The sequence below is a fragment of the Bacillus sp. AFS002410 genome (genome assembly GCF_002556365.1).
Taxonomy (GTDB): domain Bacteria; phylum Bacillota; class Bacilli; order Bacillales; family Bacillaceae_G; genus Gottfriedia.
In genome coordinates this window covers 33,688-49,987 of record NZ_NUEU01000002.1, presented here as the reverse complement: position 1 = coordinate 49,987, position 16,300 = coordinate 33,688, and the positions used below count along the sequence as shown (strand labels likewise).

Here is a 16,300-nt window from a genome sequence, read left to right as displayed (position 1 = left end):
CAACTTTTGCATAGTTATAGTTGAATTACAGAGTACTTAAACTATTTCCGTTACTAATTGGTTATACTTAACTCGTTAGGGGATTAAGTAATTGTGACTTTCAGAAAGCTTATACAATAGGCCTGACAAGTGGAAGTTTTCTTTAAATTTTTTTATATCAAAGAGAGGCAGGTAATAAAATGGATACAACTAAAAAAGTAACAGTTGAAACAATTATTAATGCACCAGTAGAAAAAGTTTGGGAATTTTGGACGGAACCAACACATATCAAAAAATGGAACACTCCTTCAGAGGACTGGCACACACCAAAAGCCGAGAATGATTTACGAGTTGGCGGAGAATTCTGTTCAAGAATGGAAGCAAAGGATGGCAGTTTTGGTTTCGATTTTGGAGGAATCTATGATGATGTAAAAACGTATGAACTCATTGCCTATACGCTAGGTGATGGAAGAAAAGTAGATATCACCTTTAGAGAAAAAGAAAACCAAACAGAAGTAATTGAAACATTCGATCCTGAAACAACGAATCCACCTGAGTTTCAAAAACAAGGATGGCAATCTATTCTAGACAATTTCAAAAAGTATGCGGAGCAAACAAATTAATAAGTAGACTTACAGAGAATGATTTTATTAAATCATTCTCTTTTTTGCACTAGAAATTAAGGATTTAAAAAAGAAAATATCGAATTTTTTTAAACTAAATGATGAATTGATAGAAGTGCATTCATTGATTGAGCACGATTTAGACATGGAAGCGCCTTTTCAAAATAGAGCAGACGCCTTATGCACAAAACACACAACAATATGAACAAAAACCTCCACTTTATGCACAAATCACAAGCCTATCAACGAAGTACACAAGCTCTAGCGTTAAATTGATCAAAACGGGTTCTTTATTTATCATATATCTTTTTTTAGTTTGATAGTTTTCTAAGTTCCTATAAGACAATCAAATAATTATGACATGCTTAGAGTTGTTCAGATGGCTCTGGCTGAATAAAAGTTAAATGTTTCATTCGGTTTATGACAGATAATACTTCATTAATTCTAGGTAATTCAAGCCATCTTTCGAAACCAGGAAAAAAGGAAGAAAATACAATATCCACTCCATCTCTTTCCATGTCTTCGAGAGCTTTTTTGATCTTTTCATGAAGTAAGATGTGGCGATCTTGTTTATTTATGGCTATTTTTCGAATTAAAAAGGCAATAGCTGCAAGCTGGGCGTGTGATGTGATATTGTATAGTCCTCTGATATCAATTTGTTCATCGCCTATCATCATGTATCCCATCGTTGAAACAATCAGCTTTTCTGTACCGCTACCTTGTGGATAGCTCGAAAAGTGATCGGTGTTTATTTTTCTTTCTCTCTCCCAGTTTGTATGGGGGATACGTTCATGTGGTTTGTCATTTTCACATAAATTTTTTGCTTCTTGCGTTACGTTTTTTGGCACAACGTTATCCATTAAGATAATTTGATCGGCTACGGATAAAAATTCCCCGCTTCCACCAATAACAAGAACAGAAGATACGCCAACAGCCTCATAAAGTTCCCTAACACGTTCCGTAAAAGGTGTAATCGGCTCATGCTTAATTAATGAACGCATTTTGATGTCTTGAATCATAAAGTTGGTCGCACTTCTATCTTCATCAATAAGAAGAAGCTTACATCCATAATTGATTGCTTCCATAATATTTGCAGCTTGAGATGTAGAACCAGAGGCATAGTCAGTAGAAAACTGTTCTGCCGAGCTATTTGGGATCCACTTTATGAACGGTGTAATATTGATATTTTTTATGGAACGGCCTTCCTCTGCAGAAATTTCCATTGCACTTTGATCTGTAACTACAAATTCTCGTCCGTCTCCTATAATATGGTTGTAAATCCCAGAATTTAGTGCGTCCAACATTGTACTTTTACCCGAATAACCACCACCGGTGATGACAGTGACACCACGTTTTATACCCATTCCGCGCATACCATAAATTTCAACTTCAACATCTTCTGGGGATGTAAAAGGCAAAGCACCCTCTAGTGGACCATTTTTTTCTTTATTTCTTGGCAAAATGCTACCATTTCCAATAAATGCACAATAACCATTGGTTTTTAGCCATTCGCGAATCATATGTTGTTTTTTTACCAATTTCAAGGCAGTATTTAATTTTATGAGATCAAAACTTGTAATAAACTTCTCCACTTCTTTTGGAAGCATTTTGCATAGCATTCGCATAGCTTTATTATTATCCTTGAATGGAAGTTGTACTGTAATCATTATGCATAAATACCATTTTTCCGAGATGACTTCGACAAAGGATACATTGCGTTTCAACAGCACATTTGTTGGACGAAAACAATAAAATGCACCATTTTCTTTATCGGTTCGTGAGCGGTTATAGATCAATTCATTTAATGTATTAATTTGATCAACCCATTCTCTTAAAGCAAAATCTGCGAGAACAACTTGATCCATCTTTTCATCTAAGCCAAGACGATCAAAAGGAATTTTTATGGTGATACATGGCTTATCCGGTGTGAGTTTATGTGTCTTTTCAATGTAATAAGCAACATCATTATTCCAATAGATTGGGTCTTCATAAATCATACTGTAAGATGATTGTCCTGATTGTAATGAGCGAAAATATTGAGCGAGTCTTTTAATAAAGCATCATCCTTTCATATTTGGAAAGCAGTGAATAACGGAAACCTTTCCTCGAGATGGGGGCCCTTTATCCTTTGGAGCAAAGTAACGATAAAACGAGTTGACCCCTAATCTCCATGTATTAGCCTGCTTAAACATAAACAGGCACTGTTTGAAATTTTCCATGACAAAAATTCCAATCTAAGTAAATCAATTTCAATACATATTCCCCCTAATAGATTTCAAATTAATTTGTAAGACAAACGATTAAATCCTTACCAGTATTGTTGTCTTGAGTAATTTTTTTCCAAAAAAATAACAGCCACTCAGTAAGTGGCTGTCATAAAATAGGTCGGCAAGAACGATTAAACGATCATTTGCCTAAAAATATAAAAGCCCTGAGAGTGAATCCTATCCTCAGAGCTTGATCTAATGTATTCATAAAAAAATAACTAAATAGTAATATGAGGATAAGACATATAATTTTTTGTTTTCATTGTTATCCTCACCTCATTAAAATTTATTTTGATAGAACCAATCCTACCATTAATTTAACCATTTGACAATAGGTGTATTGTATATTGTTTTGTATTGAAGTAAATAGCAGAGTTGTTCCAAAAAGGAAATAACAAGTATTTAACGAATTATCCAATATCATGAAAAGTTTGTAGTAGGAAAAATATGTACTGTGTTTCACACACGTTAACAGGTTAAAAAATATATACGATAATATTAGTTCCTATTATACTTTTAGAGAGCATAGTTTAAGGAAATAAAATGCTAATATATATATATAGAAGAATAGCAAGAGGTGTTGTTAATGAAGAGAGTAGATGTAGTATATGCTTTTATTTATGACGAAACAGCGGAGAAAGTATTAATGGTTAAAAATCAAAATTCTACTTGGTCACTACCAGGTGGAGCAGTAGAAAAAGGAGAAACCATAGAACAGGCAGTTATACGTGAGACAAATGAAGAAACTGGTTTAGTTGTTGAAGTATTAAATATAAATGCAATTAATGAAGCATTTTTTAATAAGCAAGGGCATCACGGTATAATGTTTACATTCTCAGCGAAAATAATTGGAGGAGAAATTACTATTAAAGATCAGAACGAAATTGAAGAAGTAAAATGGGTAGACATAAATACCGCTAATAGTTTAATGCCTTATCATTCAGGAGGTGTAGAGAGTTTATTAAAATCCTCAACACCGTACATATTTCAGGGCGAATGTTAGTAAAACGTTATTACAACTACCACGAAAGTACTAATAATCCTGACATTCACAGTTTTGAGTACTGATTTAATGGTTTGTCAAACGCTTAGTTTAGAATCATATTTCAAAGTTGAGGAGTTAAAGATTTAAAAATGAAAACCTATTTATCTATGACCGGAAAAATTTATAAGCTATTTTATATATTAACCGGATTGATGCTTGTATTTTCAATAGTAATATTAAGTAGCGCAAGTTTCTTAAACGCAACTCGAACCTATTTGAAATGGTTTTTCATAATTTATTTAGTTATTTTATTAATTACATTAGTAACAATTGCTTTAAACATTCTGGTTGCGTCATCTTTTCTGGTGAAAAATGTTTGGCTATTAAAATTACTTATAAAAAAATATTTCCATTCTTTATGATTGGAGTTGTAATTACGATTAGTCTTTCTTTAGTAAAATACAAAACAATTTTCTCTGTAAAATTTGTAGATATACTTATAGCTTTCACGACTATTATTCCACTATTGTGGTTCAGTTTTAAAAAAGCAGAAAAATAGAAGCACGTGTTTTCTCCCACATTTGCTTATTAGGATAGATATAAACAAAAAGAAAATGTAAAATTTATGATCCAAGAGATTTTAGTAACGTTAAAACTTTTAGTAATAAAAGCGGGTTAATTTTATCAATCAGGAGGATTTATGTGGTCGATTAACTGGGTAATTCGAGTAGGATTGTGTATAGCAGGCTTACTACTAATTTTACAGGGAATATACACAAATGAAAATAATAAAGAATACTTAAGTAATGCTGAAGAGATCACCATTTATGGAAATGAAGTTTTAGGTTGCATTGGTCTAATACTAACATTGGTTCTTGGTGGATTTTTAAGATTTTTGCCAGTTTGGTTAGTGAGATCACTATGGTTTTTGTTAGGGATTGGATTTATAGTACTTGGCGTACGATCAAATTTAAGATTTCTTTTACATCCTTAATTTATTTGGATGAACTTAATAAATCATCTTTTGGTGTATTGAAGTAATAGGTAAAAACTTTTTAACAACTGAACTAAAAAACGTTAATAAATTACTAGAACAATCCGACTAACGAATAGTGGGATTTTTTTATGTGTTTAAGTAGTAGTACTGCCGAATCTATACGGATTTTTTCTAGATTGAGGATCTTTTTATTATAAAAATTTGGAAATGTTGTAGATTTAAAAAGTACTAGAGAAATCAAGCATTTTTATGAAAAATTTAGTGAATGTATGATATCGTATATGATAGTGGTTAAAATTATGATCACGTTTGCGACTTATATAAGGAATATCGAAAATTTGGAATAAATATATATAGGAATATACCAATTTTTTGGTAAATTAGTATAGTCCAAATGGATAAGTCGTCATATAATAAGAAGAGTAATTTTACTAAAAAAAGTGAGGTGGAACATTTTTATGGGTAGTCCCAGTATAGGTGAGTCGGATAATTTACCGACGTCAGAGGAAGTCATACAATTGAATATCCGAGGAGGATTACTTTATAAAAATGTAGTCCGCCTTTAATAAGCTTTTGAAACATGGCTTCCTCTAATAAAAGAGGAGGTTTTAAAGCATGGTACAAAACATTTGGAAGCAAATTAACTTTAAAAAACAACCAAAAAAAATACAAGGTTTTGATATTGATTTAAACCAAGAAAACTTAACACGAATTGATCGACTTGTGGATCGTTATGAGTCAGAAATTCTGCATCATTTAGATAGTGATTACACACAAAAAACAAAATTGTCTGATCGGATTGCAGATAAAATAGCGCAATTTGGTGGCAGTTGGAAATTTATTATATGGTTTAGTGGTACACTTGCTGCCTGGATGATATGGAATAGCTTATCGTTTACGAAATCATTTCATTTTGACTCTGAGCCTTTTATCTTGCTGAACTTATGTCTATCATTTATTGCAGCATTTCAAGCACCAGTCATTATGATGAGTCAAAACCGTCAAGCAGTAAGAGATAAACATGAATCGGTTATCGATTTTGCAATAAATTATAAGGCAGAACAAGAGATTGATGATATGCAAAGTCGACTAACCAATATAGAGAATCAATTAACTGAGATTAGAGATTTGCTTAAACAAAAAAATTAAAATGCAAAAGGACTGTCGAAATATTGACAGTCCTTTTTTTAATGACGAATATCAGTGTTTTCAATAAAGTCAACCGTCCTTATCTTGATCAGTTAATGTTGGATTTTTTACATTTTGTTTTGAATTAGAAGTAAATGTATAAATAAGTAAAGCGATGATGATTAAAATAGAAATTACATAAAATTGGAGAAAAGCCTCCTTATAATTAGTCCACAGTATTTTACTACTATCAGATTTTTGTGCAGAATCACTGATGAATTGGTTGATATCAGCGTACTTTGGATAGATTTCTTGGACAGCACGAAATTTTAGTAGAGCATCTTTATAATAACCACCCCAAAACAACTCCGCTCCTTCTTTAAATAATCGATCAGTGTTACTGCGTGAATGGGGTATATTTAATAAATCAATGTATTTTTTAATTGTATTGACTGGGATAGCAAAATTGAACCCTTGTATTTCTTGACCGTTTACGGTGTCACCACGAAATGTGAGCAATCCGATGATTTTTCCATTCTGATCGATGACCGGTCCGCCACTATTTCCGTGTGTTGCAGCAGCATTGATTTGTATTACTGGTGTGCCTTGCTTGGTTGTTTTTGAAATGGCTGAAATCTGCCCTTCGTTCATCGTTGGGACAAGTAATGAATCATCTGAAAATAAATTAGAATCTGCTGCGGCTGGGTAACCAATCACCCAAATTCGATCTTGACTTTGAAGGGAATCAGAATCACCTAGAGGGATGGTTGGAAAGCCTTTTCCATCAATTTTTAATACAGCTACATCTTGTGCTGCATTAGTTAAGGAAGTATTCATTTTAACTTCTGCTTTAATTGCTTCATTTACATCAGGTAAATAGACAGATGTTCCTTTTTCGATTACTTTATATGTTGTATTTTTATACATATAATCGTAAGTCTGATCATAGTCCCAATTGTTTGCAGATGCTACTTCATTCACAATTATATCAAAAGCATTAGTCCCAATATCTTCATCTGTCATAATATGTGAACTTTCTAGCACATGAGAATTTGTGATGATGTATCCATTTGAACTAATAATGACACCGGATCCTAAATCGGATACTGATGTTTTGAAATCATCTTTTTGAAGAACATTAATCACACGCTGATCGGATAAGTCGAAAGACCATTTGACTGTTGCATAATCTAAAATTCGTACAACAGAAGATTTTGTGTAAACGGCTAATTTGTGTGCTTGTGATACATTTTTTGTGTTTGGTTTCATGTGAATTAAGAAAAACGAAGTGACAATCATGGCGATTAGTAGCAAACTAATTGGAATGGAAAAAAGCGCTTTCTTTTTCATTCAACTCCACCTTTCCAATATAGATTCGACAGTTGCTTAATTTCCTGATGCGCACCAATCTATATGCCTGCCAACAATGTTACACCATTATCCCGTCAAACCATTTTATTCATAGAATTTTTAGTTATTCTTTAATAAAAATTGATTTGTTATTTTTAGTTTTGAGAAAATCAGTTTATTTTTTAATCATCAAAATAAAGGGTGAAAGATTATCGAATGAGGTAGTTTACAATGAAAAGGAACTTCTTCGCAATGAATGAAGTTCCTTCTAATTTAAAGATAACGTAACGTTTTGATAGGTAAAAGATTGAGGTATTAATTACTTAAATTTCTTTTTGATGTCCTCTTTTTACTGCATCTTCTGATTTTGCCGTGAAAATTTGAAAAGTAATCCCGTATTTGTCAGTTACTATGCCATAAGCTGGACTAAAATGGACTTGTTGCAATGGCATAACTACCTGGCCATCTTCCTTCAACAAATTGTAAAAAGAGTTGGTTTTCTCTATTTCATTAGTAGTAATACAAATATTAACATTGTTCCCATTTCGATAAATCATAGTGGGAAATAGATCTGCAATCATAATATTTGTTTCACCAATTTTTAAGATTGCGTGTGCGATTAAATCCTTTAAGTTTTCTGGAAGTGGGGAGTTGGGGTCTTCTGGTGCATCTCCAAAAGTTTGACTAAATAAAAGTTTTGCATCAAGAGCTTCTTTGTAAAATTCAATTGCTTCCTTTGCATTTCCATCCATCATTAAAAATGAGTTTAATTGTACAGTCATCGTATTAGCTCCTTTAGTTATTGTGAATTTTTCCTTATTGAGATCATTGGTAGTATTCCAATTTATAAATAAGTTCATATTGTTTTCTTAAACAATATTGATTACACTTACAAGTATACTGTCTAAAGGTGACAATTTTAGGCACCATTAAGAGGTGTTTTTATGAAAAAATCAGAAAGAATAAATCAAATTCTTCGCTTTATTAATCAAAAACAGCATTTTACACTTCAGGATTTAATGCAGGAATTTCAGATTTCAAAAAGGACAGCTTTAAGAGATGTATCTTCCTTAGAGGAAATTGGCGTACCGCTTTATGCAGAATATGGTCGTTATGGAGGCTATCGAATACTTAATCAAATGAAGCTCCCACCTATTTCTTTTAATACTCAAGAAATTATTGCGCTTTACTTTGCTATGCAGGCACTTGGAAGCTATTCGAATTTGCCATTTCAAGTATCCTACCGAACAATACATGAAAAATTTATCAATGAACTGTCGGAAAGTCAAAAGCAGGAAATAGCGCGGATGCAAAATCGAGTATCTTTTCAAAATGCCGTACAAATCGAAGAATGTAAACATTTAGAAATCTTATTAATGGCAGCTGTTCAAAATATTGTCCTTAAAATTGTTTATAAAAATATTTCTCGTACTATTCATCCAATTGCTATATACGTTTTAAAGGAGTACTGGTATTGTCAAGCTTATGATATGGATAAAATGGCGTACCGTGTTTTCCGTTGCGATCGCATTTCTTCAGCTGAGATAACGAATATTCAGCCGTTAGAGGAATTAAAGGAAATTACGAAGTTAAATTCACATTCGCTTTGGAAACCATCAGAAAACGCTGTTAAATTTAAATGGTTGATTAATGAAGAGGGGATCGAATTATTTCAAAAGGAACACTACCCATCTATGAAAATGATCAATGAGCTTGAAAAAACATATTTAATTGGTACATATGAGCAAAACGAACTAGGTTTTATCATTAAATATCTTGCCAAATTAGGCAATACGGTCAAAATCATTGAACCCATTATTTTAAAAGAAAGTTTACGACAATATTATAAAGATTTACTTGAAAATATAGAATGAACCAATCTAAAAAATAAAATTGAAAAAAGGAACTTTGCCTAAAGTTCCTTTGGTTTTTATGCGTTACTATGTTGAAGATCTATTTTTTTATAAAAAGTCTAATTTCTCCACTTCTTACTAGAAATTAGACTTTTCAAGTTGGAACGACCATGAGCTCAAGTGCTAAAAGATGGTCAAAAAGTCAAATACTAAAAATGTGATCTTAAAGTTTTACTACGACCTCAGTTCCATCCTTCAATTTCGTTTCGACAAGGGTAACTCCACGATTTTTAGAAAGACCCTGCAACAATGGCTTCAAATCACTTCTTTCAATTTTCGGGAAGATGAATTTACTACCTTCTTTTTCGATTGCTTTATTAATTAAATGATTAATCTTTTTTGATGTAATAATTAAACAAGCCAAATTTAAAACAGAATAGGGAACAGGGATGGAGAAACGCTTTTCGTTAACTTTCAACTTGACTCTTAACATAATCTACTCAATAACCACAAAAACTTTATCACCATTAGCTGAAGTAATATCAATGATCTGTCCTACTAATTCGTTTTCGATTGCTTCAATTAGAAGGTCAACATTAATATCTTTTACATATTTTTCTGCTTCCGGTATTTTTTCAGCGATATTTGTACCTACTTTTAAAACAGCCTTTACTAGATTAATTGGTAAATTCACATTTACATTATCGCCAACATCAGAAGTCACACGAATCTTTAACATTTTATTTCCATAAGGTACTTCTTTTTTTGCTGCTACAAACTCAGGTTGATCTTTAACTTGTAAAATATTAATTAATTCACTCGCTTTGTCTTTATCAATTTTACCTTCTTCTACCAATGTTAAGATTCTAGAAATTTCATCCATTATAATTCCCCCTCTTTTAATAATTGAATGGCCTTCTCCGCCGTAATTTCGCCTTTTTCTAATAATGTTACAATTTTTGTTTTATCTACTTCTGGTTTCTTTTGAGAGGAGTAGCCTAGAGCTGAGATAATCTCATCTAATTTTCCTCTCACAGTCGGATAGGAAATTCCTAGCTCCTTTTCGACCTCTTTAATATTACCTCGGCATTTAAGAAAAATCTCAATAAAATGAAGCTGTTCCTGGCCAAGAGCCGCTAGTTTTGAAACTTCAAATTCATTTTCAACCGTTGTGTGGCAATGGTTACACTGTAGCTTAGTAATTTTAAGCGTCTTCTGGCAAACAGGACAATTTGTAAGTAAAGGATACGCCATACAATTCTCCTTTCTTTTATTTAATCATATAATACACCATATATTTAAATTTTCAAACAAAAACTTTAAAAATATTTATATTTTTTTATAATTTAATTCAATAAGTTAATTTGAGTATTAAATAAATTAATTTGTTGCTTAATAATTATGAAGTGGGAATGAAATTATTGAATTTTTGAAGGATTGTTAGAAAAGTAAAAAGAAAACTAGTAATGAAAAAGTAGTATAAAACCTTTCAAAACTGGTAATACATACTTACTTGGGTTATCCAATGATTGAATTTAAGTGGCTATTAAAATGTTTACAGGGTAGTCACTTAAGAAAGGGGAAAAGATTATTTTGAAGTAGTGGAAAGTTTTTACATGATCTTTTTAATAATTAATACTTTACTTGCATGAAAATGTTAAATACTTCAAATACTTCCTTTAAAATAGCATGTATGAAAAGGAGATTTTGGATGCATTGGTATGAAAAACTGAATCAGTATTTTCCTGTTGAAGAAATGAAATCAAAAGAGCACATGGAAACATTATTAAAAGAGCGTTCAAATATTTATCATAAAGAAGAAGGACCTCATCATGTGTTGATGTATGTTGAACTGGAAGACTTTGTATTTATAGATTACTTATTTGTTTCTAAAGATGCGCGCGGTCAAGGACTTGGTAATAAACTGCTTAATATGCTTAAAAAGAAGGGAAAACCAATTATTTTAGAAGTTGAACCTGTAAATTATGAAGATACGGATACAGAAAAAAGGCTTCGTTTTTATAAAAGAGAAGGGTTTGAGCATGCCCAATCAATTGGATACAATAGACGTTCACTTGCTACTCAAGAAATAAATTCGATGGAAATCTTGTACTGGTCACCAAATAACGAGAGTGAAGAGATGATTTTTAAAGCGATGAAAAAAACATATAATATGATCCATACATATAGGGATACACATTTTTATGGGGAAGCTTATCAACCTGTAGAAGAAGTACTTACATTTGGTGAAAATAAAACGAATCCAAACCTTTTAGAAGACATTTGAAAATTTACAAAATAAAAGGGGCCTTCCTAAAGGTTAGTGTAAACTGATACTTGGGCAGGCCTTTTTATATTGAGAAAAATTATTGATCTAAGTCTGACTAGAAGCAAAATGAGGGGTATATTGGTGGAGGATTTCTATTTTGCAGATTTGGTCATTTTAATTGCAGATTTTCCAATTTTATTTGCGGATTCTCTATTTTTATTTGCACTTCAACGTTTATTTGCAGTTTCTAGTTTCTTAATTGCAAATTTTACAGTATTATTTGCACGAACAACGCCTTGCGCTTCGCATTTTTATTAATAAACAGTATAACTATATAAAATGAGGATGCCCTTAAATAGGACATCCTCATTATTTTTTAAACACCCATACGTTTACGTTGATTGTTAGGTTTCTTAGCAATTTGATTCTTTTTAGTCGTATCCTTAACAGCATTTAAACCCATATTTGAGTTAGAATTTTGCTGTTTTTTATTTGCTAATTTTTGTCTCATTAAGTCTTGAAGACTTACTTTTTTTTGTTCATTTTTCACTTCATTATTTTCGCTCATAAATTTAGTTTTCCTCCAATTTCATCTTACCTATATAATGACTTGTTGAAGGAAAATAAGCAAGTCAAATAAGTGTTCAAGTTAATTTTCTTTTTCGGTATTTTTCTTATGAAATTCTTCCATTTTTTTGCTCTTTGAGTATGCTGATTCTTCTGAATGTCCAAATTGATCGACAGAACTTTTCTGTGGTCCTTTGTTTGTATGTCCTTTTGCCATGTTTAACCCTCCTTTTTTGTTATTATGTGCTTAAATTCCTTGAATAATCTCTTATTTATTATGGGAATCTATTTATGATAAATGGTATTAGGAGGAAGAATGATGACAAGCAAAAATGGCAGCAAAGGTAGTAAAAATCAAAATGCACCAGAACTTCATGGCCAAGCACCAGCGAGCGGCGACAACACAAAAGGGAACGAGTATCGTTCTAAAAAAGGAAGCAAATCTCAAACAGAACTACACTAAAAAAGGAATAAAAAAAAGAGCTTGGAAATTTCAAGCTCTTTTATTTAACCCTTAATTTTGAACTATTTTATTTGAAAACCTTCTTCATCTAAATATTCACAAGCTTCACCGTAACTATTGAAGGTACCGTCAAGATTTTCTCCTGCATATACATTCCACATGTCCATTTCTGAGACTAATATAAGAGTTTGTCCATTTTCATTTATCCAAATTTCTTCTACTTCTTCTTCATATTCATCAAAGGTTGGTTCAACAGAAAGGCTTTCAATCGACTTCGATAAAATTGTGCGAAGTTCGTTTTCAGAAAAGTCTCTTATATTTACCATGCCTTTGTCATTTGTTTTATATCCTTTAATTCCTTCAGCATATACAAATCCATTACCATTGGGATGTAAATGAAAAACAACGTTCTTTTTTTCTTTTAAACTTTCTTCAAATTGGAAGTTTGTACGCCCAAGTGAAACAGGTTTTTGAGTTAATTCTGGAAATGATTCGATGATCTTAATTTTTTCTTCGTAAGTAAGCATAATGCCTCCAAATAGTTATTATTTTTCCTATGTTTTGTTTGTAACGTAACAAATATAACAAAATTCTATAGAAAATGACATCTAATTGTCACAATTTGTGTTACTCTAATTTGGTAGAATAATAATGCTGTATTAAATTAACACATTCCTTTGGCTTATTTTTAGATTTAATTATACATAGTAGGTGATGAAATGGCAGTAAAACAACAATTTATTAAAAAAGAATTTTATAAATCATATTTAAATGAAAATCATAACGAAAATCATCCGATTGCGGTTTTAGCAGACCTTTACAGAGAGCAAGATGAAGAGATGGATCTTTCTTCGATCCGATTTGCACAAGGTGAAGTTTATTTTGAAAATAAAGATTTTGAATCTGCAGTTTTCAAATGGGAAAAGGTTGGAAACCAGTTAAGTGATTGGGCAAAGAAAAATATAGCTGATTCTTATTATGAGATTGGTTCATATGAAACAGCAGAGAAACTTTATAAAGAAGTTAAAACAGAAAGTAGAACTCTAACATCTGAGATCTACTTACAATTATTTTCACTTTATATTGATGTTGCGAAATATGAGGAAGCAGATCGTATTATTAAAGAAGCAGTGAAATATGATCCTGATTATCCTAATGTAACAAAAATTGCTCGTAATTTTTATGAGAAAAACCACGATTGGAACAGTGCTGTAGCATTAGCTTCAGACGAATCAATCCGAACAGAAGATTTAAAATGGTTTATCATTTTGAAGGAATATATCATAAATGGTGTAACAAGAGAAATGGCACCAAGTTATTTCGTGCAAACGTTACTTTCATTAAGTAAAGTAAATCTAGAGCATTTTGAATTAATGGTAGAAGCATTATGGAACAGTTATCGTGAACAATCAGTTTATGTAAATTGGTTACAAACATTTAACGATATGTTATTCCAAATCAACGTTGAAACAGGTGTTAAATGGAATCGTTTGCCTTTAATTTATACAATGACTTACGAGGCATTAGTTGAAGGTGAATATTTTGTAGCACAGCTTGAAGAGATGATGCCAAGTTTCTTAACAAATTGGTTGCGCATTACTGATTTGAAAGGTGCGGTTTTAGCAACAACTGCAACTTTAGCATGGGATCGTATATTCCCGGGTCGTATCGATCAGCAAATAGTTGTTGATGCAGAGAAAGCATTTGAACAACTTATGCAAACACCTGATTGCTTTGAAATTGGAAAAGAGTTATTTGAAAACATTCTACAATGGTCTGTTATTAATGAAATTGAAGTTGGCGACAGCTTTGAATGGTGGACAAACAAATTAACTCAATTTGAAAATACAACTATGCTAGTAGCAGGAACAGCTGGAAACGGAAAATCTTCATTTGTTAACTCACTTTTAGGTGAGAAGATGATGGGATCTTCTACGACAATGCCTGTATTATTTGAGCAAAATAATGAGTCAGAAATAATTGTATTCTCGAACGAAGGAAATACGCAGCTTGCTGAATACTCTGATTTTTATGATTTAACAACAGTTGAAAATAATCTGTTAAAAGGTGATGAACTAGTTTACTATAAATTGCCAAATTCATTTTTAGAAAAACATAACCTTTCAATAATTGACACTCCAGGAATTGATGGAGACACAATTAATACAAAAGCATTATTACAATCTGTTAAATTAGCAGATCGACTTGTATTTGTACTAAATGCTACTGCACCTTATACAGAGAATGAACGTAAATTACTAATTACTATTCAAAAAGAACTACCAACTCTGCCGATTCACTTTATTTTAAATAAAATGGATTCGATTTATAGTAAAGAAGAGATTGAACGTGTTCGTAATGAAATACAATCAAAAATTACGGTAGACTTCCCAGGTGCTAAAGTATTACCATACTCATCTATTTATAATAATCAAGATCAGTTTAAAGACTTAGAACTATTTATTGAGAAGAATGTGCTATCAACTGAGGCTAATTCAAAGCAAACTGAGAAATTATTATTAGCAATTCGAAAACTAATCAATTTCTTACTTGAAAAACGAGTTGAAAAAGAAGACGAGTTACGTGCAACTGTAGAATGGAATGAAGTTCTTGATGAAAAGTTAAACGGTTTATTACATTCTTTAAAAGATAAAGAAATGGAACATTTAAATACAATTAAAAACTCATATCGTGAGCTAAAAGACGAATTAAAATATGATTTAAAATTAAGTGTTCCTGGCCTATTAAAGGAATGTAAAGATTTAATTAAAGAAGATAGTGATTTCAGTACTATTCTTGAAACTGTAAATGAAGAGATGAATCAACGAATTGGTGAGTATGTCAGAGCGACTACTTTACCAAAATTAAATGAAGCACTTCAAAATTGGATTAAAGAATCTGGTGTATTACTAGAAGGTACTCAAAGCTATTTAGCAGAAATGAGTAATTCTTTAAATGAGTATATTGGAAATGAATATTTAAGCCTTGAGTGTGACTTTAAAGTATTAGATGACTGGCGCCGTGATGCTGATCGAATGACTAGTATGACTCAATTAGATGAGATGAATATATTATTAAACTCATCACCATCTCAATTTATTTTAAAGAGCTCAGGAATCTTATTAGGTTTATTACCTCAAAATAAATCGAAGCTTGTTGCTCAATACCAAAAATATGTTGATAATGTAAACTACGATGATGTTACATCTGACCTATCAACTAAGTTTTTCCTTCAATTTGAAATGTTTGAAAAGACTTTACCAAGAGATTTAGCTATGTTCTTAAATGCTCCATTTGAGCAAATTCATGAGCTAGTTGATGAAATAAGATTAGCAATTTCTAACTATAACCGTACTTTAGATGACATGAAATCAAATCCAAGTATTTACTTTGATCCGATTACATTCTTCACAGTGCGTTTAAGACAATTAGAGTTTTTAACATTACGTAAATAATAAAAGAGTGTGCCAATATCAAAATGGCACACTCTTTTTTCAAGTTATTAAATCAATAATAAAGACAATTATTCTTCCGCAACTTCTTCATAAGGAATATGTACAACAATTGTTTGATAGCCCTCTTTAATTTTCACATAGCCACCCCAAGGGATTTGAAGGATTATAAAGGCTCCTTTTGAATCAATTGAAAAGTGTGCAATTTTTTCATGTTCTTCATCAAGTAAAAGAACTTCTCTCTCATTTCCTACAGTTCGAATACCAGCGTGGCAATGAATTTGTATTTTCCAATTACCTAGTCTACTTAATAAGAGATGACTCATATAATAGTTCTCCTTCTATAAGTTGTTTTTTAAACTAACTT

General features: G+C 31.6%; 20 protein-coding genes. 10 read left to right on the top strand and 10 right to left on the bottom strand.

The annotated features are described in order from the left end of the window. The first annotated feature begins 179 nt into the window (after positions 1-179). A complete protein-coding gene (locus CN692_RS02235) occupies positions 180-602 on the top strand; it encodes an SRPBCC family protein (protein WP_098117393.1) in 423 nt (140 codons plus the stop codon). 365 nt (positions 603-967) lie between these two features. Here CN692_RS02235 and CN692_RS02230 read toward each other — a convergent pair whose 3' ends face one another. Next, a complete protein-coding gene (locus CN692_RS02230) occupies positions 968-2,599 on the bottom strand; it encodes a P-loop domain-containing protein (protein WP_098117392.1) in 1,632 nt (543 codons plus the stop codon). Between the two features lie 856 nt (positions 2,600-3,455). On the opposite strand from CN692_RS02230, the gene CN692_RS02225 reads away from it, so the two are divergent. The 4 genes from CN692_RS02225 (at position 3,456) to CN692_RS02210 (ending at position 6,000) form a co-directional block, all read left to right on the top strand. Beyond that, positions 3,456-3,872, top strand: coding sequence for an NUDIX hydrolase (locus tag CN692_RS02225; protein ID WP_098117391.1), 417 nt, complete (start codon positions 3,456-3,458; stop codon positions 3,870-3,872). Between the two features lie 358 nt (positions 3,873-4,230). Continuing rightward, on the top strand, positions 4,231-4,413 hold the full coding sequence (locus CN692_RS02220; protein WP_098117390.1) for a hypothetical protein: 183 nt from the start codon (positions 4,231-4,233) through the stop codon (positions 4,411-4,413). A 141-nt stretch (positions 4,414-4,554) separates the two neighbouring features. Then, positions 4,555-4,848 carry a hypothetical protein gene (locus CN692_RS02215; RefSeq protein ID WP_098117389.1) on the top strand — a complete coding sequence of 98 codons (294 nt, stop codon included), beginning with the start codon at positions 4,555-4,557 and terminating at the stop codon, positions 4,846-4,848. Positions 4,849-5,466: 618 nt separating this feature from the next. Then, complete coding sequence (locus CN692_RS02210; RefSeq protein WP_098117388.1) at positions 5,467-6,000, top strand: DUF1003 domain-containing protein; 534 nt, start codon at positions 5,467-5,469, stop codon at positions 5,998-6,000. Positions 6,001-6,069: 69 nt separating this feature from the next. Here CN692_RS02210 and CN692_RS02205 read toward each other — a convergent pair whose 3' ends face one another. Then, positions 6,070-7,329 carry a S1C family serine protease gene (locus CN692_RS02205; RefSeq protein ID WP_098117387.1) on the bottom strand — a complete coding sequence of 420 codons (1,260 nt, stop codon included), beginning with the start codon at positions 7,327-7,329 and terminating at the stop codon, positions 6,070-6,072. Positions 7,330-7,652: 323 nt separating this feature from the next. Continuing rightward, the gene (locus CN692_RS02200; RefSeq protein WP_098117386.1) at positions 7,653-8,111 is read right to left on the bottom strand and encodes a VOC family protein; all 459 of its coding nucleotides are present in this window, start codon (positions 8,109-8,111) and stop codon (positions 7,653-7,655) included. A 162-nt stretch (positions 8,112-8,273) separates the two neighbouring features. On the opposite strand from CN692_RS02200, the gene CN692_RS02195 reads away from it, so the two are divergent. Beyond that, positions 8,274-9,203, top strand: a complete 930-nt coding sequence (locus CN692_RS02195; protein WP_098117385.1) for a helix-turn-helix transcriptional regulator — start codon at positions 8,274-8,276, stop codon at positions 9,201-9,203. 202 nt (positions 9,204-9,405) lie between these two features. Here the strand turns inward: CN692_RS02195 and CN692_RS02190 are convergent, their stop codons facing one another. Genes CN692_RS02190 through CN692_RS02180 form a run of 3 tightly spaced genes read right to left on the bottom strand, consistent with a single transcriptional unit; the run spans position 9,406 to position 10,436 of the window. Further along, positions 9,406-9,660, bottom strand: a complete 255-nt coding sequence (locus tag CN692_RS02190; RefSeq protein WP_257131754.1) for a hypothetical protein — start codon at positions 9,658-9,660, stop codon at positions 9,406-9,408. An 18-nt stretch (positions 9,661-9,678) separates the two neighbouring features. Further along, positions 9,679-10,068, bottom strand: coding sequence for an SHOCT-like domain-containing protein (locus tag CN692_RS02185; RefSeq protein ID WP_098117383.1), 390 nt, complete (start codon positions 10,066-10,068; stop codon positions 9,679-9,681). Next, positions 10,065-10,436, bottom strand: a complete 372-nt coding sequence (locus tag CN692_RS02180; protein WP_098117382.1) for a DUF2089 domain-containing protein — start codon at positions 10,434-10,436, stop codon at positions 10,065-10,067. Before CN692_RS02180 ends, CN692_RS02185 begins: the two co-directional genes overlap by 4 nt. Positions 10,437-10,893: 457 nt before the next feature. Between CN692_RS02180 and CN692_RS02175 the strand changes: the two genes are divergently transcribed. Both CN692_RS02175 and CN692_RS25965 read left to right on the top strand, forming a co-directional pair. Then, positions 10,894-11,469, top strand: coding sequence for a GNAT family N-acetyltransferase (locus CN692_RS02175; protein WP_098117381.1), 576 nt, complete (start codon positions 10,894-10,896; stop codon positions 11,467-11,469). A 123-nt stretch (positions 11,470-11,592) separates the two neighbouring features. Then, a complete protein-coding gene (locus CN692_RS25965; protein WP_179874354.1) occupies positions 11,593-11,769 on the top strand; it encodes a hypothetical protein in 177 nt (58 codons plus the stop codon). Positions 11,770-11,827: 58 nt separating this feature from the next. Here CN692_RS25965 and CN692_RS02170 read toward each other — a convergent pair whose 3' ends face one another. Next, positions 11,828-12,019: a hypothetical protein gene (locus CN692_RS02170; protein WP_098117380.1), complete on the bottom strand. Its 192-nt coding sequence runs from the start codon at positions 12,017-12,019 to the stop codon at positions 11,828-11,830. A gap of 81 nt (positions 12,020-12,100) precedes the next feature. After that, on the bottom strand, positions 12,101-12,235 hold the full coding sequence (locus CN692_RS26570) for a hypothetical protein (RefSeq protein WP_257131755.1): 135 nt from the start codon (positions 12,233-12,235) through the stop codon (positions 12,101-12,103). A gap of 102 nt (positions 12,236-12,337) precedes the next feature. On the opposite strand from CN692_RS26570, the gene CN692_RS02165 reads away from it, so the two are divergent. Further along, on the top strand, positions 12,338-12,481 hold the full coding sequence (locus CN692_RS02165) for an imidazoleglycerol-phosphate dehydratase (RefSeq protein WP_098117379.1): 144 nt from the start codon (positions 12,338-12,340) through the stop codon (positions 12,479-12,481). Between the two features lie 62 nt (positions 12,482-12,543). Here the strand turns inward: CN692_RS02165 and CN692_RS02160 are convergent, their stop codons facing one another. Beyond that, a complete protein-coding gene (locus tag CN692_RS02160) occupies positions 12,544-13,008 on the bottom strand; it encodes a hypothetical protein (RefSeq protein ID WP_098117378.1) in 465 nt (154 codons plus the stop codon). A 192-nt stretch (positions 13,009-13,200) separates the two neighbouring features. On the opposite strand from CN692_RS02160, the gene CN692_RS02155 reads away from it, so the two are divergent. Then, positions 13,201-15,936, top strand: coding sequence for a dynamin family protein (locus CN692_RS02155; protein WP_098117377.1), 2,736 nt, complete (start codon positions 13,201-13,203; stop codon positions 15,934-15,936). A 68-nt stretch (positions 15,937-16,004) separates the two neighbouring features. On the opposite strand, the gene CN692_RS02150 is transcribed toward CN692_RS02155, so the two are convergent. Then, positions 16,005-16,259, bottom strand: coding sequence for a hypothetical protein (locus CN692_RS02150; protein ID WP_098117376.1), 255 nt, complete (start codon positions 16,257-16,259; stop codon positions 16,005-16,007). Positions 16,260-16,300 lie beyond the last annotated feature (41 nt).

Coding starts and splice junctions, on each gene's coding strand:
- CN692_RS02235 (WP_098117393.1), top strand. CDS start 180: ATGGATACAACTAAAAAAGTAACAGTTGAAACAATTATTAATGCACCA.
- CN692_RS02230 (WP_098117392.1), bottom strand. CDS start 2,599: ATGATTTATGAAGACCCAATCTATTGGAATAATGATGTTGCTTATTAC.
- CN692_RS02225 (WP_098117391.1), top strand. CDS start 3,456: ATGAAGAGAGTAGATGTAGTATATGCTTTTATTTATGACGAAACAGCG.
- CN692_RS02215 (WP_098117389.1), top strand. CDS start 4,555: ATGTGGTCGATTAACTGGGTAATTCGAGTAGGATTGTGTATAGCAGGC.
- CN692_RS02210 (WP_098117388.1), top strand. CDS start 5,467: ATGGTACAAAACATTTGGAAGCAAATTAACTTTAAAAAACAACCAAAA.
- CN692_RS02205 (WP_098117387.1), bottom strand. CDS start 7,329: ATGAAAAAGAAAGCGCTTTTTTCCATTCCAATTAGTTTGCTACTAATC.
- CN692_RS02200 (WP_098117386.1), bottom strand. CDS start 8,111: ATGACTGTACAATTAAACTCATTTTTAATGATGGATGGAAATGCAAAG.
- CN692_RS02195 (WP_098117385.1), top strand. CDS start 8,274: ATGAAAAAATCAGAAAGAATAAATCAAATTCTTCGCTTTATTAATCAA.
- CN692_RS02180 (WP_098117382.1), bottom strand. CDS start 10,436: ATGGCGTATCCTTTACTTACAAATTGTCCTGTTTGCCAGAAGACGCTT.
- CN692_RS02175 (WP_098117381.1), top strand. CDS start 10,894: ATGCATTGGTATGAAAAACTGAATCAGTATTTTCCTGTTGAAGAAATG.
- CN692_RS02170 (WP_098117380.1), bottom strand. CDS start 12,019: ATGAGCGAAAATAATGAAGTGAAAAATGAACAAAAAAAAGTAAGTCTT.
- CN692_RS26570 (WP_257131755.1), bottom strand. CDS start 12,235: ATGGCAAAAGGACATACAAACAAAGGACCACAGAAAAGTTCTGTCGAT.
- CN692_RS02165 (WP_098117379.1), top strand. CDS start 12,338: ATGACAAGCAAAAATGGCAGCAAAGGTAGTAAAAATCAAAATGCACCA.
- CN692_RS02160 (WP_098117378.1), bottom strand. CDS start 13,008: ATGCTTACTTACGAAGAAAAAATTAAGATCATCGAATCATTTCCAGAA.
- CN692_RS02155 (WP_098117377.1), top strand. CDS start 13,201: ATGGCAGTAAAACAACAATTTATTAAAAAAGAATTTTATAAATCATAT.
- CN692_RS02150 (WP_098117376.1), bottom strand. CDS start 16,259: ATGAGTCATCTCTTATTAAGTAGACTAGGTAATTGGAAAATACAAATT.